This window comes from Paenibacillus faecis, assembly GCF_008084145.1.
GTDB classification, from domain to species: Bacteria; Bacillota; Bacilli; order Paenibacillales; family Paenibacillaceae; genus Fontibacillus; species Fontibacillus faecis.
The window spans coordinates 230,745-254,547 of the sequence record NZ_VSDO01000006.1; the positions used below are offsets into that span (position 1 = coordinate 230,745).

15 protein-coding genes and 1 pseudogene are annotated in these 23,803 nt (G+C 51.4%); 7 read left to right on the plus strand and 9 right to left on the minus strand.

Annotated elements, in window-relative coordinates; genetic code table 11:
• Nucleotides 1-139: 139 nt before the first annotated feature.
• The 6 genes from FRY98_RS26290 (at nucleotide 140) to FRY98_RS26310 (ending at nucleotide 9,335) form a co-directional block, all read left to right on the plus strand.
• Nucleotides 140-3,661, plus strand: coding sequence for an S-layer homology domain-containing protein (locus tag FRY98_RS26290; RefSeq protein WP_148457675.1), 3,522 nt, complete (start codon nucleotides 140-142; stop codon nucleotides 3,659-3,661).
• Between the two features lie 144 nt (nucleotides 3,662-3,805).
• The gene (locus FRY98_RS26295; RefSeq protein ID WP_148457676.1) at nucleotides 3,806-5,155 is read left to right on the plus strand and encodes a sodium-dependent transporter; all 1,350 of its coding nucleotides are present in this window, start codon (nucleotides 3,806-3,808) and stop codon (nucleotides 5,153-5,155) included.
• A 175-nt stretch (nucleotides 5,156-5,330) separates the two neighbouring features.
• Complete coding sequence (locus FRY98_RS26300) at nucleotides 5,331-6,866, plus strand: spore germination protein (protein WP_148457677.1); 1,536 nt, start codon at nucleotides 5,331-5,333, stop codon at nucleotides 6,864-6,866.
• A complete protein-coding gene (locus FRY98_RS26305) occupies nucleotides 6,863-8,047 on the plus strand; it encodes a Ger(x)C family spore germination protein (RefSeq protein ID WP_148457678.1) in 1,185 nt (394 codons plus the stop codon). The genes FRY98_RS26300 and FRY98_RS26305 overlap by 4 nt, the downstream gene beginning before the upstream one ends.
• Nucleotides 8,044-8,241 carry a hypothetical protein gene (locus FRY98_RS28620; protein WP_170287195.1) on the plus strand — a complete coding sequence of 66 codons (198 nt, stop codon included), beginning with the start codon at nucleotides 8,044-8,046 and terminating at the stop codon, nucleotides 8,239-8,241. The genes FRY98_RS26305 and FRY98_RS28620 overlap by 4 nt, the downstream gene beginning before the upstream one ends.
• Before the next feature lie 11 nt (nucleotides 8,242-8,252).
• On the plus strand, nucleotides 8,253-9,335 hold the full coding sequence (locus FRY98_RS26310) for a GerAB/ArcD/ProY family transporter (RefSeq protein WP_170287196.1): 1,083 nt from the start codon (nucleotides 8,253-8,255) through the stop codon (nucleotides 9,333-9,335).
• 13 nt (nucleotides 9,336-9,348) lie between these two features.
• On the opposite strand, the gene FRY98_RS26315 is transcribed toward FRY98_RS26310, so the two are convergent.
• The 3 genes from FRY98_RS26315 to FRY98_RS26325 all read right to left on the minus strand — a co-directional run bounded on the left by FRY98_RS26315 (nucleotide 9,349) and on the right by FRY98_RS26325 (nucleotide 13,228).
• A complete protein-coding gene (locus FRY98_RS26315; protein ID WP_148457680.1) occupies nucleotides 9,349-10,113 on the minus strand; it encodes a TerC family protein in 765 nt (254 codons plus the stop codon).
• A 189-nt stretch (nucleotides 10,114-10,302) separates the two neighbouring features.
• Nucleotides 10,303-11,934: a catalase gene (locus tag FRY98_RS26320; protein WP_148457681.1), complete on the minus strand. Its 1,632-nt coding sequence runs from the start codon at nucleotides 11,932-11,934 to the stop codon at nucleotides 10,303-10,305.
• 145 nt (nucleotides 11,935-12,079) lie between these two features.
• Nucleotides 12,080-13,228 (minus strand): hypothetical protein, encoded by a 1,149-nt coding sequence (locus FRY98_RS26325; RefSeq protein WP_148457682.1) that lies wholly within the window; start codon nucleotides 13,226-13,228, stop codon nucleotides 12,080-12,082.
• Between the two features lie 231 nt (nucleotides 13,229-13,459).
• Between FRY98_RS26325 and FRY98_RS26330 the strand changes: the two are divergent.
• Nucleotides 13,460-13,686 (plus strand): annotated as a pseudogene (locus FRY98_RS26330) (IS1595 family transposase); the annotation flags it as partial.
• Nucleotides 13,687-13,719: 33 nt separating this feature from the next.
• Here FRY98_RS26330 and FRY98_RS26335 read toward each other — a convergent pair.
• The 6 genes from FRY98_RS26335 to FRY98_RS26360 form a co-directional block, all read right to left on the minus strand.
• Nucleotides 13,720-14,166, minus strand: a complete 447-nt coding sequence (locus FRY98_RS26335; protein ID WP_018885565.1) for a DinB family protein — start codon at nucleotides 14,164-14,166, stop codon at nucleotides 13,720-13,722.
• Between the two features lie 73 nt (nucleotides 14,167-14,239).
• The gene (locus FRY98_RS26340; RefSeq protein WP_211373381.1) at nucleotides 14,240-14,680 is read right to left on the minus strand and encodes a 2-hydroxyacid dehydrogenase; all 441 of its coding nucleotides are present in this window, start codon (nucleotides 14,678-14,680) and stop codon (nucleotides 14,240-14,242) included.
• A gap of 50 nt (nucleotides 14,681-14,730) precedes the next feature.
• Nucleotides 14,731-15,651, minus strand: a complete 921-nt coding sequence (locus FRY98_RS26345; protein WP_318249416.1) for a VanZ family protein — start codon at nucleotides 15,649-15,651, stop codon at nucleotides 14,731-14,733.
• Nucleotides 15,652-15,951: 300 nt separating this feature from the next.
• On the minus strand, nucleotides 15,952-21,234 hold the full coding sequence (locus tag FRY98_RS26350; protein ID WP_148457684.1) for a tandem-95 repeat protein: 5,283 nt from the start codon (nucleotides 21,232-21,234) through the stop codon (nucleotides 15,952-15,954).
• 215 nt (nucleotides 21,235-21,449) lie between these two features.
• Nucleotides 21,450-22,343: a hypothetical protein gene (locus tag FRY98_RS26355; protein WP_148457685.1), complete on the minus strand. Its 894-nt coding sequence runs from the start codon at nucleotides 22,341-22,343 to the stop codon at nucleotides 21,450-21,452.
• A gap of 117 nt (nucleotides 22,344-22,460) precedes the next feature.
• Nucleotides 22,461-23,666 carry an MFS transporter gene (locus tag FRY98_RS26360; protein WP_148457686.1) on the minus strand — a complete coding sequence of 402 codons (1,206 nt, stop codon included), beginning with the start codon at nucleotides 23,664-23,666 and terminating at the stop codon, nucleotides 22,461-22,463.
• Nucleotides 23,667-23,803 lie beyond the last annotated feature (137 nt).

A 23,803-nucleotide genomic window follows, 5' to 3' on the forward strand; every position in this document is an offset into this window, starting at 1 on the left:
CACTAGTCCCTCCCCCTCCCTTTGCGAACTCTTCACCGCCTCTTTTTCCATCAAATTTGAAACAAAGACGGAACATTTAGTTTGCTTAAACATACTATAATTTTTTTCAGTTACGGTTTACATAAAAGGGGAGTGTTAAATGAAGAGACGCAAATCAACGATGGCAATCCTGCTTGCCGGCCTCATCCTCTTAGGACAGATAGGGCTATACGGCGTACCTGCTCTTGCCGGTTCCCATGCGGACCCCCAAGGGGCTGTACCGCCGATGGAGAACGGCTGGGTGCTGCTGTCCGCACCGGAGCAGCTGGCCTATATTAACCGCAATCAAGAGCAATATCTGGACAAGCAAATCCGCCTGGTCAACGACATCGACCTAACCGGAGTGACCTGGGTTCCGTTCGGCGGCAATGACTTTGCTCCATTCAGCGGAATCTTCGATGGGCAGGGTCATACGATTACGGGTCTGAACATTGAGGGCGATACCCGGCTTAACGTCGGTTTCTTCGGGGAAGCCAACGGCAGCATTCGCAACCTTAGTCTCAAGGTGAACATAACCGGCGGCTCCATTACAGGCGGAGTGGCGGGTTACCTGTCGGGTGGCAGTATCGTGGGAGCGTATACGGAAGGTAATGTGACCAGCCTTGTACCCCGCGACCCAAATAAAGTGACCTCTACTGGCGGGATCACCGGGATATTGGGACATGCAAGGATCGAGCGTTCCTCTTCGTCCGCTTCCATCACCGCCAGCTGGGGTTTTAACATGTATGGCGGGGGCATTTCCGGCTACGTTTTTGGCGCCTCCATCCTTGACTCCTTTTTTACAGGACAGATCCGCAACGTGGCCAACGCTAGTAACTCTCATGTATTCACGTCCGGAATAGGCGCCTATTTTTCCGGCACTCCCGGAAATGAGAATACCGTCAGGAATACATATTCCCGCGGACGGATTCATCCGGAGAATCCGGGCTGGTATACAGGCAGGTCCGCGATCGCAGGCTATACGAACACAACCGGCATATACAGTTCTTACTTCGATAAAGAAACTTCAATGGTTAGTGTAGGCGTGGACAGCACTTATAATTCTGGTCCGCTCGAAGCCGCAGGGTTGACGACCGCCGAGATGAAGCAGCGGGTTAATTATACCGGTTGGGATTTCGAACACACCTGGAATATCCATGCCAACGTCAACGACGGTTATCCGTATTTGCGGCCTCGGGTACTAACCGAGGAGATCCCTTTTGCGGTGCAGGGCGAGCCTTACTCATTGATGCTGGCTGGCTTCGACGGAACGCACGCCGGTTTGACCTGGAGCGCCACAGGCCTTCCCGATGGCCTGAATCTTAACCCCTCGGGAGAGATCCACGGTACGCCGACTTCCGCTCTTTCCGGCAACTCGAGTTATGATGTTATCATTACAGCGACCGATGAAGGCGGAGCAACAGTAGTGCGTTCATTTCAGCTTGATCTAAAAACGATGGCTCCCCCGCTCGAAAACGTCTCGGTGCAGCCTGGTGCGGAGATCGGTACGACGGCTATCACGGTAACACCGCTGCAAACCGGCGCTACCTTGGCCTTTGTTCTGGACCGGACGGACGCGGAACCTCCGTTGTACGAAGATACGTTACCGCCGGACGCCGTATATTATGTACCCGGTTCGGATATTCCCGGTGTGCAACCGGGGCAAACCGTTGACTTGTACGAAATAGATGCCCGACAGCGCATTAAGGCCTGGCATCGCTTGATCCTTGAGGCGGACCATATCCGACAGTTTATCCCGGTCAACGGCATTTGGGTTGAACCGTCGGATCTCACGCTCATGGTTGGTGATGAACCGGTCAAGCTTAACCTGATCCTGGAGCCGGAGACAGCCACCAATAAAGAAGTAACATGGGTGTCCGCCGATCCGGCCGTAGCCGAGGTTAATAATCTGAACGGCGAAGTGCTGCCTGTAAAACCTGGGCAAACCGTTATTACAGCCACTGCTTCGAGCGGCTTGACGGCAAAAGCCGCCATTACGGTCCAACCCGCTACGGGAAGCGTAACAGGTGCCGTGTACAGCACCGTGAGCAGTTCTGTCTATGACAAAGAGCTGATCCCGCTGGCGGGGGCATCGGTATCCATAGGCGGGGGCAGCGTATTAACAAATATTCAAGGTGACTTCAAACTTGATGAGGTTCCCGTTGGACCGCAGACATTGACCATAGAGGCTTCGGGGTTTGCTCCTTTTGTGCAGCGTTTGGATGTTCAGGCTAATCAAATTTTGGATACGGGGATCATTGTGCTTGCTGCCGACAAGACCCCCGAGCCTGAACCACAGCCTGACCCGGAACCGCACGAGCCTTCCCCATCATCTCCTCCGGAGCCGGGGACCAATGCTGCTTCGGGTCGTTCCGCACCCGCCGCTGAGAGCAACGCCCGTTCGTCATTAGCGCAGTTAACCATCAACCATTCCAAGGTCTGGGTTGCCGCGTCGCGGGAGACTACAACCGACGGACAGACCGCTATTCGTCTAAAGCCGGACGCCTCTGCACTGGCTCGGGTTTTCACGGCGAATCATGAAGTGCTTATGGAATATCAGGCCGACGATACGCCCGCCGTATATCTTGACCTGCCGGGGAAATTTTTGGTGGATATGCTGAAACGGGCGGATACAATTGAATCCGGTTATTCCATCACGTTCAAAGTGAACGGTACCGGCTTTCAACTGCCATTACATTGGCTAAACGGGAGCAGGCCCGCGTTAGATCCCGACAGCGTAGTCACCATCGGGGTCCGTCAACCCGCACCAACTATAGTAGGCAATCTAAGTGCCGTGCTTGCCCAGCGGGGAGCGAAGCTAATAGAAAGTCCCGTCGCTTTCTCGGTTGAAATCAATGGGCAGCCGACAGAAGAAAGTATCCCAAACGGACAAGCGAACAGGTATTGGAATAAGACGATCGCCCTCCCCGCTTCAGCGGATCCGGTAAAGTCTACAGTTGTATGGGTGGACGGCCAGGGCGGGATGCATTTTACTCCATCGGTATTCCACAATGATCCGAGTGAAGCGACGATTTATTCGCAGCAATATGGCCTGTTTGCAGTTATTTCGTCCCAGCACACCTTTGAGGATATCGCAGGACATTGGGCCAAAGACGAGATTGAACTGATGGCTAATAAATGGATCGTACAAGGCAGAAGCGACGGTTTCTTCTCTCCGGATGCCCATATGACACGTGCCGAATTGGCTGCGCTGCTGGTACGCTCGCTGGGTCTGACGGATTCCGTGGCAAAGAAAGGCAGCCCGTTTGCCGACATTTCCCCCGATGCCTGGTATGCCGGAGCTGTTCGCACGGCCCTGGAAAGAGGCCTCTTTACCGGGGATCACGACGGGATGTTCAGGCCGGATGCGTGGATCACACGCGAGGAGTTGGCGGTCGTCGTCGCCCGTGCGCTGAGCTTCAATGCAAGGGCACCGCAACCGAATTCTGCGGCACTGGGAGCCTTTTCCGATGCAAACACCATTTCCGCTTGGGCTGCCGAGCCCGTGGCGAAGCTTACGGAGTCCGGTCTCCTTCAAGGTACCTCAGCAGCTTGCTTTTCACCAAGGAAGTATGCAACCCGCGCGGAGAGTGCCGTCATGCTAAAACGGATGCTGCAATATTTGAAGTTCATCAACAGCTAGTCGAATAAAGTACAGGTTTATAAAAAATGACGCATCGGATCGGTCGATTCGATGCGTTCTATTTTTTGCAATAATTTCATATCCCTTTCCGTCGAAATATGCAATATAATAATAGGATACAAAATTTAAACTGGGGGAAGCTTTATGACATCATCGCAACACAACCCAGTAGAGGGAAAAAACGATCGTTTTTCCTCATCTGGGTTCATATTGGCCGCCATCGGAAGTTCCGTAGGTTTGGGCAATATGTGGAAATTTCCTTATATTACGGGTGAGAACGGAGGTGCCGCGTTCTTTCTGCTGTTCATCGTCTGCTTGATCCTGATCGGCCTGCCTCTGCTTTTGGCCGAACTGGCTATTGGACGTTCCGGAAGAGGCAGTGCGGCTACGTCCTTCGTAAAAGCCGGCGGCTCCAAAGTATTCGGTCGCCTCGGTCTGCTGCAGGTCATTGCGCCTTTCCTGATTCTGACCTTTTACGTGATCGTTGCCGGCTGGACGCTTCATTATGCCGTGCAATCTTTCAGCGGTGCCCTTTACAGCAACTCCGACTATAGCGGACAATTCGGCGCGTTTACCCAAGGCTACATGCCGATCGTTTGGCAGGCAGTGGCGATTCTGATCACCGGATGGGTTGTCGGCAAAGGCATTTCCGGAGGTATCGAAAAATTCAACAAAGTACTGATTCCCGGTATGATCATCCTTCTGATCGTATTGATGATCCGTGCCGTTACCTTGCCGGGAGCCGGAGCTGGCGTATCCTTTTTTCTCCAGCCCGATTTCTCGAAATTAAGCCCGAATGCGGCATTGGTAGCCCTGGGACATGCCTTCTTCTCCCTGTCGCTCGGGATGGGTATTCTGCTTACCTATGGAGCTTACGTGGACAAGCGTCAGTCCCTTGGAGCGGCTACGCTTGCGATCGGAGCCGGGGACTTGATATATGCGTTCATCGCGGGGCTTATCATATTCCCGACAACCGCTTCTTTCGGCATTCAGCCCGACGCGGGTCCGTCCCTCGTCTTCATGGCGCTCCCCGCCGCATTCTCGGCGATGCCGCTGGGGGCTTTCTTCGGGGGACTGTTCTTCGTACTATTGGCGATAGCGGCCTTAACTTCTGCAGTATCGCTGCTTGAAGTACCGGTGTCCTTCGCCATGGATCGTTGGGGCTGGGGACGGGTGAAGTCGGTAGTGCTGATCAGCGTCTTGGTGCTGCTGGTCGGACTCCCATCGGCCTTCTCCTTTGGAATCGTGCCGGCTCTAACGGATATGGGCGGGAAAAGCTTCTTTGACTGGCTTGATTTCATCACATCGAATATTCTGCTGCCGGTAGGCGGGCTCATAACGACCGTGTTTGTGGGATATTTCTGGAAGAACGCTGCGGAAGCCGCAGGGCTTAAAGCGGGCTGGTTCCGGGTGTGGCTGTTCATGGTCCGGTATATCGCTCCGGTACTCGTGTTCCTGGTGCTGCTGCACACCACCGGAATTCTTAAATTATAGGAAAGTAAAGGCAATCTTCAGGTTACCCATAACCGTGAAGATTGCCTTTTTTCATTTTACCTTTTTCCCCCAAGAAACAGCGCATAAATAAATTCCTTTTGTGGCAAACTTTGGTTGTCGATGATGCGGAATTCAAACAGCGCTTATGAGCCGGGTTAACGGGGGAAGATCCAGGATGTCCAATAAAGAAGCCGCCATACCGACGGGGAAACTCGTCCTCGAATTGGATCGCAACGTTCAAACGCTGCAGGACGTATTCACCGATTGTGCCGATGTGATCTTTCGGCAACTAACCTTGGTGAACGGAACGAAAGCGTGCCTTATCTATATCGGCGGATTAGTGGAAACGAAGGAATTGAGTGACAATGCCCTTCGCCCGTTCATTGAAGCCTCCACCGCTCTCGGGGACGAGTCGTCTCCGGCGAAGCTTCTGAGTGAAAGTCTTCTCTCTGTTCCGTCCTCCACCACCTTCACGCGGTTGGCCGATATCGTCAGCGAGCTAACGGAAGGCAGCGCCGTTCTGTTGATGGATCAATGCGCCGAAGCGGTTATCGTTCGCGTCAAGGGTGGCTCGAGACGATCTGTCGAGCAGTCGACGACGGAAGTAAGCATCCGCGGTCCGAAAGAAGCGTTTACGGAGGATATTCAAAAAAATACCGCCCTCCTCCGCTTCAAAATGAAAACGCCTCAGCTAAAGATGGTATCGGCCCTCGTTGGGGAGCAAACCAAAACGACGGTGTATGTCGCTTATTTAAAAGATGTGGCCGATGAGCAAATCGTTCAAAAAGTGTTGGAGCGCATTCGGGCCATTCAAATCGACGGCGTCCTTGAAAGCGGGTATATCGAAGAGTTTATCGAAGATCATCCCTTTTCCCCCTTTCCGCAGCTTCAGTACACGGAACGGCCGGATACCGCCGCGGCGATGCTGCTGGAAGGACGCGTGATCGTTCTGGTCGACGGTACACCGTTTGTCCTGTCGGGGCCAATCACCTTTTGGCAGTTGATGCATTCTAGCGAAGATTACTATGAACGTTATTTTATCGGGAATTTGTTGCGATGGCTTCGTTACAGTTTCTTATTCGTTGCGCTGTATTTGCCCGCTCTGTATATTGCCGTGACGACGTTCCATCAAGACATGTTGCCTACCAGCTTAGTGTTCAGCATCGCAGCGGCACGGGAAGCGATTCCTTTCCCCGCCCTGATCGAGGCGCTGATTATGGAAATTTCGTTCGAAGCGCTGCGGGAAGCGGGCATTCGGTTACCGAAAGTCATCGGACAAGCAGTCAGCATATTAGGAGCATTGGTGATCGGACAATCCGCCGTGGAAGCGGGAATCGTGTCCGCGCCGGTGGTGATCGTCGTTTCTTTAACGGGTATCGCTTCGTTTACGATTCCTAGGTTCAATTTGGCGATTACTGTACGGATGCTTCGATTTCCGTTGATGCTGCTTGCCAGCATGTTTGGAGTTTATGGCGTCGTCATGGGGACGGTTTGGACGGTGATCCATCTGTGCGGACTGACCTCTCTTGGTGTACCGTACCTCACCGGGGTCGCACCATTCCGCAAGGGAGATCAGAAAGATATTCTCATTCGCGCCCCTTGGTGGGCAATGAGCCGGCGTCCGTCCTTTTCGTCGCGTAACCGTAATCGGATGAAGAACGGAAGGCTCTCGCAAGGCGGTGATTCAAAGGATGGTGGAAAGTCTCCATGAAAAAAATAGGTATCTCGATCGTTTGTCTGGTGCTGCTGGCCGGTTGTTGGGATCGGAAAGAAATCAACGACGTTGCCTTTATCGTTGGCTCCGCCATCGATATGGAAGATGGAGGCTATCGCAGTACGATGCAGATTGCAGCGGTCGGACAAATGGGAGGTCCGCAGGGCGGCGGCGGAAGTTCGGGTTCGAAAGCATGGCACGTAGAATCCGCCTTTGGCCGGACGATCCACACCACAAGGGAGGCGGAACAGAAGCATCTTTCGCGGATTCTCCACTTCTCCCACCGCCGGGTGCTGATCGTCAGTGATTCGCTTGCTCGGCAAGGCGTCATTCCTCTATTCGATTCGATTTTCCGGTTTCCCCAAAACCGGTTGAGTTCGTTCCCGCTCATTGCGATGGGCGAAGCCAAGGAAGTGCTCACCGCGGAAGCTCCGCTCGAGAGAACCCCTGCGGAAATGATTCGTGAACTTGCTCAAATGGCCACGCTTGAACCGATCAACATGCGAATCTTTGTGTATTCCCTGTTGACCGAAGGGATTGACCCGATCGCTCCGGCGATCCGTAAAATTCCGGCGGCGGCGAATTTGAAAAAGGACCAAAAGACTACCGTTGAGTTGGCGGGCATTGCTGTATTCAAACACGATAAATTAGCGACCATACTGGAGGACCGCTTAGCTACCGGTTTATTGCTGGCGATGGGTCAAGCGCGGAATCCGGCGATCGAAGTAATGGTTCCAGGAGAGGAACGAAATAGAAGAGCGATTGTTCTTCAGATTAGTAAGTCCGAGTCGCAAATTAGACCTAAGCTCAAGAACGGCCGGATCGAAATGGACCTTTCGTTGACCATGACGGCGAACCTTGCCGAAAATACGTCCGATTATGATTCGACCGACTACCGTTGGCGCGCCTTGTTGGAGCGTGCGGCGGAGCAACGGGTAACGCGGTTGGTCGAAGACGCCGTCGCCGCCTTGCAAAAGCATAAATCGGATGCTTTAGGCTTCGGAGACGCTGTGCACCGGCGTTACCGAAGCCACTGGGCCCGCCTGCGCGATCGCTGGGAGGAATCCGAATTTCCCCAAATCAAAGTTACAGTCAAGTCTGACGTTAATATGGAGAATGACGGAGCGTTGATTCGATCGCTCGACCGAAAATCAAAGGAGTTGAAGCCTTCCTCATGAAAGATTTTGCCCCGGTCGTCGTCTTGATTGTCCTTGCTCTCGTTTCGGAGTGGAAAGGATATAAATCCGCCGTCGCGGCGAACCGGTGGTTTGCCGCGGCTCTATATACAGCAAGCATTCTAATCTGGGTATGGATGACGAGCCGCCCCGATCTCCCGCGACCGGGGAATTGGATAGACGGTATCTTTCGTTAGGGGGTTGCCGGATGCAACAAAACGTTTCCAAGCTGCAAACGAATATGATCGCCGTGCTCTTTATGGTGTCCATTGGGATCAAACATCCGCCTGTTCCGATGATTCTTGCGGCACGGCAGGATGCCTGGATGGGATACATTGTAGCGGGAATCGCCGTCCTCCTTCCCCTGTGGCTGATGGACGCTGTGCAGCGGCGTTTCCCGGATGTTTCGCTGGTTGAAGCCATGATTTCACGGCGGCCTTGGGTCGGTAAAGGCGTTCTTCTCCTTTACGGATTTGTTTTTTTCTTTACCATTTCGCACGACATCCGTTTTCTGGTCAGTTTGCTTAGTGTTTACCTGCTCCCGATGACCCCCTTGTTCGTCCTTGCCGGTACCGCCGTTTTTACGGCCGTGCTTTTTGTCAAAAGCGGCATCGTCGTAACGGCTAGAGCGAGCGTTATTCTGGGGCCCCCATTCGTGGTTATGGTGTTTTTCCTTCCGGCGCTTTTGACGGGGCAAGCCCGCTTGGCTTTTTTAAGCCCCGTGCTGGAGCGGCCGCTCGGCGTCGCGGAAGCGTCCTTATATGCTTTCGGTCATTTTGCCGAGTTGATGCTGATCCCGTTGTTATTCGGACAACGGACCTTCCGCCTTGCCGAAATATTGCCTGGCATCGCCGTCGGAATCGCCGTCACGACCATTATGATTTTAGGTGAATTGGTGCTGTTCGGACCCGACCTCACGACGATGTTTTGGGATCCGCCGTATGAACTGATCCGGCAACTCCGGGTTACCGATTTCCTGGATCGGCTCGATATGGTGATCGCAGCGGCGTGGATGCCTACGGCGCTGCTTAAAATCGGGATCACCCTTTATTTTTTGTGCCAAGTCGCATGCTTAATCGTACCGAATTTGAACGCTAAGCTGGCCGCTGCTCCCGTCGGCATATTGGCTCTCGTTTGTTCCATGTGGTTCTTCGATTCGGCCGTGCAGTTGGGCGAGTTAACGGAGAGCCGTCCTATCCTGTTCGGGGTCTTCGCACTATTCGTACCGCTACTGCTATTCGTGGTGCTCCGGCCCAAGAAAACGAAGAACAAAGTACTGCACAGAAAGTAATCCGCGACTTTTATTAATATTTCGACTTTTTACTGAACGGAGCAAACCACCCAAGAAGTGCAATCAGAACCAAAACCCCATAGAAAATAAGTGTCCAAGATGTACTGTGCGGGAAATGCGGATCCAATATTCCAATATCTTCATGGGCGAGAGTAATTACGGTAAGCTTGACCCCCACCCAGGCAACGATGGCATAGGCTGTCGTCTCCAGAGAGGGGCGCTGCTCCAGCAATTTCACAAACCATGTAGCCGCAAACTTGATCAGAATTAATCCGGCAATGCCGCCAAGGACGATCACAATGAACTGTCCTCCGTCCATTCCTCCAAACTCCCCCAGTGGAGAGTCCGGCAGCCCCAAGGCGAGTGCTACCGCCGCGAGAATGGAGTCGATGGCAAAGGCCAGATCCGCAAAGGCGATCTTCCCGACAGTAGGCCAAAAACCTTTGCTGGCGGGTGGTTCTGCCGCTTCAGCATGCAGCGGCTCCGCATCTTTACTTTTGCGCGCTTTAATGATGTGTTTTAACCCGAGATATAAAAGATAAATTGCCCCTATCGCTTGTACTTGCCAAACATTGGCTATAAAGGAAATGGCAAAAAGAGCGGCGAACCTAAAAACAAACGCCATAAGGATTCCGTAATTTATCGCTCTTTTTCTTTGTTCAACCGATAAGTGTTTTGCAATAACCGCCAATACAAGCGCATTATCCGCCGACAACAAACCTTCCAACCCAATCAGAATAAGTAAAGCCCACACATATTGCAGCCAAAATGTGTCCAATCACCAGCGCTCCTTTCGTTCGCCTGCTCCCTTCGCCAACTATAGGCTTAAGGAAAAGATGTGTGATGCTCCTAATCGTCATTTATTATTTGATATTGCTCTTCGCATTATCACACAAAATTGAAAAAGGGTCCCCGGGGACACCAGAGACCGGAAAACGGTTATTTCATTCGGTATCGTACGTTTGATTTAATACGGGTCAGCTTTATGGCTTTGCTTGACTGCTTCCTCCGCCGCCTTGGTCGCCGCACGTGGCCCTTGGCCAAATTTCGATTGACCCGCTTCTCGACCGGGAACTTGGTGCTCTCTCTTCATTTCTTCAGTTATCTTAGCGATACCCTCCTTCACCCGACGACCATAATCTTCATCGGCTTGGGTAAAGTGATGGATCATCGCCTCCTGAATTCGTTGATCGCAAACCGCAAGGGCTTCCGATAAGTTTTTAATCAATTCATTACGTTCCCAATCTTCAAAACTGCGATAGGTATGACCGGCTTGGCCGTAGTTGTTGGGACGGTCGATCGGAGCGCTCATGACCGCCGCGTGATACATCGGTTGATGCGGTATCCGATCTTCTTTGCTCGCCTCTTGATATCCTCCCACCATGGAAGGCTCATAGTTGATATGCGGGTTTTCACCGGACTCCTTAGGGTCCCGAATATCCATTTGCCCGCGATGCTGGTTCGTGCGTACAGGTACTTTCGGCGCATTTACCGGCAGCTTCAGGTAGTTTGCGCCAATACGGTAACGCTGCGTATCGGAGTATGAGAAGGTGCGCCCCTGCAGCATTTTATCGTCCGAAAAATCCATCCCGTCGACAAGAACCCCCGTACCGAAAGCGGCTTGCTCAATCTCCGCGTGAAAATCGACAGGATTCCGGTTCAACACCATACGACCCACCGGCAACCAGGGGAACTTGTCCTCCGGCCACAGTTTGGTATCGTCAAGAGGATCAAAATCCAGCTCAGAATGGTAATCATCTTCCATTATCTGGACAAAAAGCTCCCATTCCGGATATTCTCCCCGCTCAATGGCCTCATATAAATCTTGCGTCGCATGCCCCACGTTCTTGGCTTGAATGCTTGCGGCCTCTTCTTGCGTTAAATTGCGAATTCCCTGTTTGGGCTCCCAGTGATACTTCACCAACACCGCGTCGCCCTTGTCATTTACCCATTTGTAGGTGTTAACGCCAGAACCTTGCATGTGCCGGTATGTTGCCGGGATCCCCCAAGGTGAGAAAAGAAAAGTGATCATATGCGTGGCTTCAGGCGTACGGGAAACGAAATCAAACATACGCTGGGGGTTGGGCACATTCGAAGCCGGATCCGCTTTAAACGCGTGAATCATATCCGGGAATTTCATCGCATCGCGAATAAAGAAAATCTTCAGATTGTTTCCAACGAGATCCCAGTTCCCGTCTTCCGTATACATTTTCACGGCAAACCCCCGTGGGTCCCGCGCGGTTTCCGGGGAGTCCTTCGCTCCTGCGACGGTGGAAAACCGGACCATGAGAGGCGTCCTCTTCCCTGCGCCCGAAAAAACTTTGGCACGCGTATATTTCTCGACCGGTTCATCCCCTACTTTTCCGTAAGTTTCGAAATATCCAAACGCCCCGGTTCCGCGGGCATGTACCACACGCTCGGGGATCTCCTCCCGATCAAAATGGGAGATTTTTTCTATGAAGTGGTAATTTTCAAGTGTGGCGGGACCGCGATTCCCGACAGTACGAATATTTTGGTTATCCGTCACGGGATGACCCTGCCGAGTTGTTAATGTTTCGCGTTTTACATCTTGCTCATTTGAAGAATTTCCTTCAGCCAATGTAAATTCCTCCCTATAAGGTGTTTTACCTATTTTGCCCAATAAGCAGCGTCATCATAAGTACACCATCGGCAGCGCTCCCGATCAAAAGAAACGCGACAACCGGGGAATGGCTGGTGCTCTTCTTTTTTACATTTTAAGTATATCAGTTAATAATGACCTTCACTTTGCCATTAACGAATGCGACGGTATCGAAATTGGCGTATACCCAGGTTTCGATGGTTTTGCCGTCCGCCTGAGTCGCACTTTTACCAGCGGGCTCTCCCCAGGAAAGGAGCACCTGCTCTTTCGTCATGCCTAGAGCGATATGCCCTGCTTTAATTTGGTTCCAGACGGAAGAGGACCATTGATACTTCTTATAGGGATCAAAATTAAAGAAGGCCGTTCTGTTACTGAGCAACTCCGCTACATGACCAGAGGTCATAGAGTAGCTTTTCAGCGTTTTGCCGGTTGCGGTTTTAAATACGATGACGAAACTTCCTGTATCATCGGGCAGAATATCCGTAACCGTTACTTTCATAATACGGTCCCACCCTTGGAAATAATTAACCCAATAGCTTTTCCCGACATAATTAGCCAAACTGCCCTGCATCGCTTTCTTGACCAAAGCGGCCGTTTCTGTCGATACAACCGTCATATTGGCAGACCCAATAAAGGGGATCGGTTTGCCGTTGTCATCAAAATCGAAAGTATGATAAAGTACTACCTTGCCGTTGTTATAGAGCAGTGCAGCGCGTCCATCATAAACGGCAATGGCCGTCACGGCTGACGGATCGGGTACCGTTCCGACCTTGTGGAACACGTACGCTTGGTATGAATCTTGAAAGTAAAGTTCCCCACTCGACGACAAAGCCGCAAAAAAACGATCTCCGTAACCGATATGCTCGATATTCTCGAGGCCTTTCATTTTGCCCTTGCTGGTCCAGACCGTTCCATCCTCTTTTAGCCAATAATAGCCCGCGACCTGCTTTAGTCCCGTTTGACCTTCCACCGCGCGTGGACTGAGGCCCATATCCCATTCGATCAGCTTACCGTCCCGGGTAACCCCCAAACCGGCATACCTGGAAGTCTCGGAAATCGAAGCGACATTACCGGGGGTCAGCACCTTCCCTTTTCCATCAATCATCAAAGTCCACATGCTGCCATCATCCATCAGAATGGCATTGTCGTATGCAATATCTTTGATTCGCTGCCCTCCTTCAGTTGCCGCATCGGCCATATCCGGTCCCCAGATGCTCTGCCCTAAAACCAGCATTAAGCCGATCGTCAGGATAACATGTAATGCTTTTCTCATCTTTTGTCCCTCTCTCAATTGAACTTTTCACGGCCTTATAGATTCCCCCAAAAATAGACATAATTCCTTCTCTGTCGGGTAAGGAAAATTGGTCGGATAAATGCCATCAACCCTAAGCCCGATTCGAAATCTGACGCTAAAGAAAAAAGCCGCGTTTCCGCGACTTTGCTAGGGTGTGATCGAATGCTTTTTTAATAAAATGGCTTTGCTAAACTTTGTTGTTGATATTCGATAGCGCATGTCACCTTGTTTTATTGGCGGCATAAGATTCTCTCTGCTTTAAAGCAGATTCCAACCGATGCGTTTCAAGATACTGTTGAAATGGACGTGACTTATTTCTTGTTCTCTGAAAAAGGTAGACGTAACATCACCGAACGCAAGCCAAGTAACGTGGAGGTAAAGCTAATTATCGTGGTATAAGCCACGATCAAGTGTGCGTACTGGTTACCAAACTTCGGATTTCTGCTTATTCTTGGTAAGCTAACTGGCAGTTATGTACTAAAAATTTGTTCGAGATGGTGTTCCAAGTGCTCAACATAGTCTTTTATAAGCCACTCTAACGTAACAAGTTTTTCTTCACCAATGTCGCATAAATACAGCAACTTGTCTTCAGGAATGTTTGCAATGACTTCAGCCACTTGCTTATTCAACATAACCCATAGAGCCAAAATATGATCAATACTTAGGTTTTGGTAGTTCATGAGTTCCACCCAATGATTCTGGGCGTATTTTAACACTGAGTAAGGTTGAGATTCATATTGAGAACGCACAAATCGTTGTAAATTAGTAAGTGCGGAGTCACACAGATGCCCTAATATTTCCTTTTTTGACCAACTGTTTGGTCGGGTTCGAATAGAAAAATCGAGTTCAGAATAAGTATGGATTCTGGATGGAACATCCGTAATCCTAAAATTAAGATGTTGTAAGATAGCTTCCATGGTATTTCCTCCAATTTGTTTTATAGATTGTACCAACACTGATTAAGCTTGCTTTCAGGTTCTTCACCGTTTTTTATATGGTTCTGTTTTTTAAAGCAGCTATTAAGTCATTTTCATTGACAATCCCGCCACGAGCCGTATTGATAAAAAGTGCGGTATTCTTCATCTTTTTGAATACTTCTTGATCAATCAGCTGTTTGGTTTGCGGATTCAGTGACGCATGTACAGTGACTACATCTGATGCACTTACAAGATTATCGAAATCCGTCATTTGAACATAGCTGTCAGGTTGTACACCGGCTTGTCTAGCATGAACCAGCACATTCATATCAAAAACCATGAAACTATCCAGGTAGGGTATGTTTTTATAATAAGACAACATCAGCGCCATCACATGCTCGGCCACTGCCTGCGCATTCACTCCTGCAGCATTGGCTGCCCAAATACCGAGTTGCGTGCATGCATCAATATCTACTTTATCATACCCTGCACCCGTTTGTAATTGGTGTAAAATGGCCTACTATAAGAATTTTCATGATGAAGCCACCTCCCATTTCTTTGCTCTTACTCCCAGAAATATTTCATCTCTTTATAGCCGATATCCCACACTTTTTCATTTCCCTCCACGGTGATCTTAAGCTCGTCCGCCTGTTCGAAAAACCATTCGAAACGATTCGGCGCATGGCCTTGAATATCTGCGGAATTGGACAGGATTTGCTGACCGTCTACCACGACGCTTATACTTCCTTTAAAATTGCCTTGATCGGGAATTCCGTACTGCATAGAAAAATAAAGCTCCTTATTCTTCAACTTATAGGTGTAGGTTTTCGCTTCTTCTCCTTCGGCGCTGTATACATTGAATTGAGGCGTAATCTCTTGACCGCCTATTTTAAAATGATAGGGTTTTGTGTTCTTCGCCGCATGACCGAGGCTATCGTCCAATTCGCTCAACGCCACAAACGGACCTTCTTGTTTGGTGAGAACCGAATCGATGGCGCTGCCGATTCCCCACACTCCGATCAGGAGGATGACGGTGGAAAGGCCTGTCACGGCAATTTTCCGCCACATGCCGGTTGCGCGTCTTCCCAATGCGTAAGCTCCGAACCCGATCGCCGCGCCGGATGAATTTTGCAAGACATCGTTAATATCGAAGCTGCCGAGCAAAGTAAACGCCTGTATGGTTTCGATGACGAGAATCGACAGGATAAACCCGGCAAGGAATCGAACGAATCTAATCGGATAGAGCAAGGGAACCAGGATGCCGAAAGGGATGAATGCTGCGGTATTTCCAATACTTACAAGATCCATCAGGGTAGGGTGTAGGAGATCTGACGGATTCGGCAGCTTTAAGAAATTTTCGGGCAAAAAAATAAAAGTGTAGCTCGTCGCTTCGGAACTTGCCCGGTCGAACGCGAAAAACATACAATAAAGAACAAAACAGGTATAGAGTAGAGTTGCGGCTAAAATCGCCTTGCGTTGTTTCAACAAAATCAGCTCCTATTTTTTTCCCACTCAGCTTCCTATAATCCGTCCAAAATAAGACACGGCCCATATCACTGCATAAAGTAACATAATCATCCAAGTCGCAAAGCTGATCCCTCGAATAAGTTTTTCATGCTTTGTTTTGTTATCTCTATCTTCCATAAGACGTCAAGACTCCATTCATTATTAGCTTCGTTTTTTCTATAATATCCCTTCCCTGGGTATTCGTCTATCTTACAGAAGAAAGCCAACCGGTATTGGGTATACTGGTTGGCTTTTGTTTAGCTTCTTACTGGCTATTTACTACTCGTCCTCGGCAGCGATCTCCACGGTAACGTTCTTATGCACTCGCAGGTTCCGGGAGGCCGATTCGATATCGGGCGCAGCCCAGCTCGCTGGATGGACATCGGACCATCCGGACTCGCCGATCTCTTGGCGATCCAACAGCGGGCGCCCGAAGAGCCGGTTCAGTACAGCGATGGCTTCCGCGCGCGACATCGTCTGGTTCGGACGGAATGAACCATCCTCGTATCCGAGCATGTACCCCGCCTCACGTACCGCGTAAATGGCGCCGGCCGCCCAATGACCTTGGGTATCGGTAAACGCCGCGTTTGTATTTGCAAGTTCAAGCCCTTGCAGTCTGGACGCAATGACCGCCATTTCCGCGCGGGTTACTCCAGCCTCCGGGCGGAACCGCCCCTCCAGATCGCCGGAAAGAATGCCCGCCCCGGTCAGTTGGAGAACCGCTTTCGCGGCCCAATGCGACGCCGCCAGATCGGAGTACGGATTTACGGCGCCTTCGCTGAATTCCGTTTGGACGGCGATCAACCTGGCCATCTCGGCGCGCGTCACGGATTCGGTAGGGTGGAATTTCCCGTCCGGATAACCGGAGATATACCGTAAATAAGTTTTGTAGTCCGCTTCCGTAGAAATAATCGTGAATGTGCTAAATTTCCGGACGTCGATTTCAATGCCGATCGGATGCCCTGTTTCATCGTAAACCGGCTGTCCGAACTCGAGCTCTTTCTCCCCGTCGCTGTGATCGATGAACACCGCCAAACCGTTTAAGAAGTTCTTACGATCCTGGGCATCCTCGGGAAGATCAATACCTGTCAGCGGAAACATGACTTTCGTGGCCCGATTTGTGTAATTCGTTTCGATCGTCATCGGTTGACCGACGGCACGCGCGTTCCGGCCCCTGGCGTACTCCCGGAACTCCTGTGCCGACTCTACCCGATCTTGAACCGTTTCGGTTTCGGACGTTTTACGAATCGGGACGACCCGGAAATAAAGGTCTTTTCCATCATCGTTCAGTTGGCCTAACGTATCTAAAGGCAAACTGATCTTGGCACCGCCCGCCTCGATGGCTAGCCCCAATCTCCCTTCTTTAAGCTTCAAAAGAGCTTCCTTGGAAATGCTGACATTGACTTCATCGGCAGGCTGGCCGGGAATGTCGTCGACGACGATTCTTGCCGTGCCGGCGCCGGAGGCTGCGGCTTTTGCCACGATTTCGTCAGCCTTTGATTTTCCGAATGTCACCGAGTCTACAGCAACCCCGTTCTTCAGGGTACGGGTAATTTCGACCCGCGCAACATTCTCTTCACTCTCCCCTGCTACTACCTTGGCCTGACGGATTACCGGAGAGGGACTTGCCGGAGTAAGTTCATCCGGGGGATTGGAATTTGAGTTCGAATTTGAGTTCGAATTTGAGTTCGAATCCGAGGACGGATTCGAACCGGAACCGGAATCAGGCCTTGGTCCCGGCGTCGGAACCGGATCCGGTTTCGTGTCTGGAATCGGCTCCGGCTTGTTTGGCATGGCCGCTCGCGTAATATCCACGTCATACATTTTAATAGCTCCGCCTGGGGCTGTGACGATGATGGTCACATAATTAACGCCGTCGGCCAGGGACAAGTTTCTCGAAGTTCCCGCCAGTCCGTTAATCGTTACCGTTGCCGCCGGATCTTCCAGGTAGGCCGAAACAGTGATGGAGCTTGTTTCACCTGGAACTTCCGCGGAGTAAGACGTTACGCCGGGTTCGAACAAAGGGGTCAGGGCTGCGGAACCGATCGACAAATCCACCAACTCGTCGGAAATGACCTGGACCGTCCTGGTGGCTTCTGGGGCTGCATTTCCGCTGTCATCCTTTAAGTTGTATCGTAGAATATAAGATCCTATTACGCCGGAGTAAACATCCCCCGTTACGGTAACCCGATCCGTCAAATCACCGTCGACTTCGTCTTCAGCGGAATAGCCGGGTTCTACATATGGCTCACCCTTCAACAGATACATTAACGATTCACCGGCTAAGGTAATAAAAGGCTGATCTTCATCCAATATATAAAAACTGGCTTCCGCCGTATACGTTTTCGGATCGTCATTTTCGCCGGTTCGGCCGTTATCGCTGACCGTATAATTGAATTTGGCCAGGCCGGAGAACCGGTCCGACGGTCTGAACTCGACGCGGCCGTTGGCCAGTTCGACCGATCCTCCTTCCACCGCTTGAACGTCGGTAATCGTCAAGGACTGCCACTGCGTTTCATCAAGCGGGCCTGCCTCATCGTTAGCCGTAAGTTCGTTAAAGGTGAAATTGACTTGCTCGGTCCCTTTCTTGACCTTGCCTAATCGGTCGTCTTTTGCCACCGGCGCGTCATTGACTTCGGTTACATGGACGACCGCTTCCGCTGCATCGCTCAGCAATGCCCCGTTCCCATCCGCCGCCGCCTGGACCATGAAGCCGAATCCCGAGCTTCCATGGGCGTTTTCATTAGGCATAAACTTCAAGCCGTCGGCACCTTCCGAAACCGAGATGAACCCCCCGTCTTGGATCGGTGTTGAACCGTTATGCTGAAACAGCCTACCCCCGGTGATCCCGCTGATTTTGAAATGCGTTGCCGGCGATCCGCCGCCATTCGTCGGAATCATCACGAGACCGGTTGAATTCATGGTATCCTCTGCCGTCTCTGCCCCGGTAACTTGCGGACGATCGGTGAGCGGAGCTACGGTGATGAACGTAAGGGCCTGGCTTTCCAACCCGCCGTCATCCGCTACCCGATAACGGAACGAGGCAATATCCCGAAAACCCGGTTCAGGCGTGAACACCACATTGCCCGAGTCATCAAGACGCACATCTCCGCCGCGAACCTTTTCCACCGAAGTAATCCGCAGCGTTTGTCCAAACTCATTATCCGCTCCTTTGCTGTCGTTTTTGAGCAGTTCGGACGCAAGGATCGTATAGTCGCCCGAATTTTCCGGCACCGCTTCCAGATGATCGTCATCGACCGCCACCGGAGCGTCGTTAACGGCATGAACTATAATCGTCACCATCGCGGGGGCGCTCAGCCCCCTGCCGTCTTGATCGATCGCGGCCTGTACCTGAAACGAAAAAACATCTCCGGCCGGACTGTTGGCGTTAGGGTTTGGCGAAAACTTCAATCCGAGCGAACCTTCGCTCATGGCTACGTAACTGTTCGCCGGAATCGGGGTAGTTCCGTCATTTTTGTACAACGTGCCTCCCTGAATATCGGTGATCTTCAAATACTGAATATCCACTCCGTCAAAAGCGTTTCGTCCAATCTGCAAGCCTTCGGAGGTTTGCGTGTCTTCCTCCGTGACGCCATCAGTTACGACGGGGACGTCCGCCATCGAGCGGATCGTGAACGAAACGGTTCCTTCCGTCTCTTCCGGCGACACCTCACCATGGGTCGTCCCGTTATCCGTCAATTTATATTTGAAGCTCGCCGCACCGTTATAGTTCGGCTTTGGCGTAAAGACCAGGTCGCCGTTATCCAACCTTACGGTTCCGCTCTCCGAATCGTTAACCGGCGTAATCGTCAAGGTCTGGTCGTTCTCGTTTATGGCGCCGGCGGAGTCGTTTTGCAGCAAATGAGAAATCGGGATACGCACGGGATCGGCGTCTTCGTCAATATCGTCCCACGTATCGTTGAGGGCGACGGGAGGATCGTTGACTTCGGTTACCGTAATTTGAGCGTGCACCTTTTCGCTTAATTTTTTGCCATCTGTCTCCGGAGCAGCTTGCACAGAAAACCCGAATCCGGAAGTGCCATGCGCATTCGGACTCGGCGTGAATTTCAACCCTGCAAGGCCTTCGGACACCGTAATGAAGGAACCTTCGGGGATCGGGGTTGTTCCATTGGTTTTAAACAAGGTTCCCCCGGCGATTTCGGAAATTTTATAGTAGTTGGTTGGCGCTCCGATCACTGAGTTTGCCGTAATGACAAGACCGTTTTGGGTCTGCTGGTCTTCGGCCGTCGCGGCGTTGGTCACGCTTGGGGTGTCGGCGACAGCTTCGATCTGGAAGGTGACTATAGCTTCATTTTCACTGGTCTTCGGGTCGGGATTTCCCCCGGTTAATCCGTTATCTTGAACCTTATAAGTAAAAGAGGTCGGTCCTGCGTAATTGTGCGCGGGCGTGAAAATAACGCTATTTCCGTCTTGGGAGATCTTTGCCGTGCCGACACTCGGGTCAGCGGAGACCGAAGCGATCCGCAGCGTATCGTTCTCGTTCACCGCGCCCGAATCGTCATTCGCGAGCAATTCCGGGGCGGAGATCATGTAATCGCCCGAATTTTGTTCGATCGACGGAAGCGCGTCGTCATGCGCGATCGGGGCGTCGTTTACCGCGGCGACAGTAATGCGCGCCTCAGCCGTGCCGCTCAAACCTTTACCGGCGGCGTCCTGCGCCGCTTGCATCAGGAAAGAGAAGGTTCCATCGACGCTGTTGGCGTTTGGATTCGGAACGAATTTCAACCCGGCCGAACCTTCCGCCGAAGTGATGAATTCTCCATCGTGGATGGCGACCGTATCATTAAAGCGGTACAATTTACCTCCCGTAATGCTTGTGATCTTGAAGTGCGTCACATCCGAGGTATCTCCCGGAACCTTGGCAACGACGAGCCCTTCGGCCACAGCATCTTCCTGAACGGTCCCGTAGATCGCGCCTGGCGGTTGGGAAGGCGTAACGGGCGGAGCCGCATCTTCCGTTACCAACACAAGCTCCGGTTGATCGAAGGGGGCATCATCGGAATTATAGAATATTTCCAGATAGTCCATGTTTCCGCCAAATGTCTCATTCGCAAGCAAGGCAAAAGAAACGATCCCGTCCGTTTGCCGCGATACAAAATCGGTGACATCATATTCAAGCCAACCCGGCCGTAGATCGCCCCCCGTTTTCGTTTCCAACGCTTGGTCCGTATCATTCAGGGGAAAGGAATCCCCCCAGGTATCGAACGTGGATCCATAGAGCGTCAAAAAAGGAATCAGTTCAGCATCACTTTTTTCAATAGCTTCGACTTTAATGCGCAGTTTAGCCGAGGTAACCGACTGCCCGGTGAGATCGGGCAGCTGGAACTGGAGTGCCGACCGATAATACGCTATTACGGCATCCGCCGATTTTCCCACAAGGTTCTGCTCTATATCCATGATAACGTTGGGCGGCTTTCCCCAAGTTCCGTCCTGCAGCAATGTCGGCTGCATCGGGCTTGCCTTGGCCTGCCCATAGAAAGCATGTTGCGGAGTCAAAGCGATAAGCGATGATACCGCGAGGATGGCGATCTTTTTTTTCATCTAAAAAACTCCCCCAAAAACTCAAAATGTTGAGCAAAGACCGCACAGTGTTCTGCTATTTCGTAACGGTATGTGAGAATCATTGTATAGAAACATTCGACAAAAGTCGACATATTTTTACCACTCCGACCTGGTTTCACCAGCATCTATTTTGCCGACGCAGAAAATAAAAAAAGCGCCATTGGCGCTATGAAAATTTCATTTTCTGACAGAACCTAACCCAACTTATGTTGGAGTATAACCGCCAGTTCTTCTACGCTCTCCCAAACCATGGGACGAATCTCTTCGATTCCGGGAAGTTGTATATGGGCCCCACTGCTGTGCACCGTCCAAATGATCGGGATATTCAAACCGAACGCATAACCGGCCGCAAAATAAACTTCGGAAGATTGCCCCGTTAAATCGGCGATCATCAGTTTACTCTCCGAGATTCTTTCCAAAGAGAATTCCTCTTCCCCGTTTCTCGCACCCGAAAGCGTAACAACGCGAGGCAGGTAGCCGTACTTCTCGATTTTTGGCAGCAGTCCGCCGAGCCACTCCGATCGCAGCTCTTCCTGATCAGGAAGGAGCACGGAGCACGGGGTCCGTTTTTTTCCTCCGCCGATAGCGGCTGCTTCGCTCCATCCCTTTTCGGTAAGCTGAAAACTGATTCCCTCTCGGACGAGCAGATGCTCGTTCCTCAACGTATCGATAATGTACACCAGTTCTTGTAGATTGGGAGAATACGTCAGGTTATAGTTGCTGGAGAGCGGATGAATGACGACCGATTCCCCCGGATTGCCGGCGTGTCTGTATAAGTACTGAAGTAAACGATGTCCTTTGTCCTCAAGGGTCAGGGGAATTTCAGGCGAGTTTGCGATGGATTCCAAATCGTTGACGGTTAGCGTAACCTTATCATCAGAGTCCGTCCGCTCCCGGATATAAGCGGATATTAAATGAAACATCTCTCTCTTCTTTTGGTGCGTGAACGACTGGATAGCTTCATAGCTGTCTGACCGCAGGCTGTAGTATCCGCCGGGAGAACAGGAGCAGCCTATATATCTGTCATAATTGCTTTCCGATTTAGTAGGGACAATCTCATCGCAAAATAAACAGCGTTTTTTCATCATGTTAGCGTATCACCTCTTCATGGTTTGCTCCCCCTCCTACCTTACCAAGATTTTTTCGAAAAATAGACAAGAAAAATTTCCCTGAACCCAGTCAATAGGGAACCCAAGTCGTGTGCATCAAGCCGCTTTTCCCTTTCTTTCCGTAAGGAAATACACCAAGGCCAGGACGGGAAAAAGAACGCCAAGCCACATCGCCGCTTTCCATCCGCCCGTCGCGTAAGCCCATCCCCCGACTGCGGAGCCTATGGCCCCACCGGCAAAAAAGATCGCCATATACAAACCGTTCAGCCGGCTTCGCACCTCAGCTCCCAAAGCGAAGATCGCCCGCTGCCCCAATACCAGGTTGGCGGAAACGCCCATATCCAGCAAAATAGCGGCAAGCACCAGGACAACGACGGAGAGCAACGAACCTCCGGCAAACACAATCGGCAAAATGCCGGAAAGAATCACCAGCGCGATGGATATAACGGTCGCCGGACGGATCAGGCCCCGATCGGCAAAGCGGCCCGCTATAGGCGCGGCTGCCGCTCCGGATACCCCCGCCAAAGCGAACAAGGCGACACCGGTGGACGAAAAATGGAACAACGGACTCGTCAAAACGAGGGGAACGGTCGTCCAAAACAGACTGAACATGGCGAACAGGCAGGCGTGATAAAGGGCCCGGCGCCGTAAAATCGGCGTCGTCTTCAACAGCTGCAGCATGGATGAGAGGATTTCCGGGTAGTTGAGCGTGATTTGCGGCCGTCTTGCCGGAAGCAATTTGGCCAAAACAAGAGCCAGCACCAGAAGCAGAACAGAAGAAAGAATAAAGATCGCACTCCAGCCGAAGTAATTTTCCACCAAACTCGAAACCGGACGGGCCAGCATAATGCCGAGTAACAAACCGCTCATTACGTTGCCGACATTGCGTCCTCTTGTCTCATCGGGGGACAGATGGGCCGCATAGGGAACCAGAACCTGAGCCGCTACGGACCCAACACCTATAAACAACGAGGCGGCAAGAAACCATGCCGCGCTCCGGACCTCGGCAGCGACGATCAATACACCGGCCGTGAGAATCAACAGCGTCACCACCAGCTTGCGATTCTCCAGCAAATCTCCCAAGGGGACGATAAATAATAAGCCGATTCCGTAGCCGATTTGGGTGAGTGTGACGATTAAACCGGCAGCTCCCGAAGACAAACCAACCGCCGCACTGATCGATTCCACCAGCGGCTGGGTATAGTACAGATTTGCCGCGATGAGACCGCACGCCACAGCAAGAATCAGCATGATCCCAGACGAAACGGCACTTTCCACTTTTTTCTTCACGATGGTAGTCATCCAAAAACATCTCCTTTAATGGGATACTTCTTCCTAATATCGGAACGATCGTTCCGTTTTGGATACACTCGACCTGCCTTCTTCGCTTCGAACAGAAGGTTTTTTTGGAACGATTGTTCCATTTTGTTTAAAAAAAA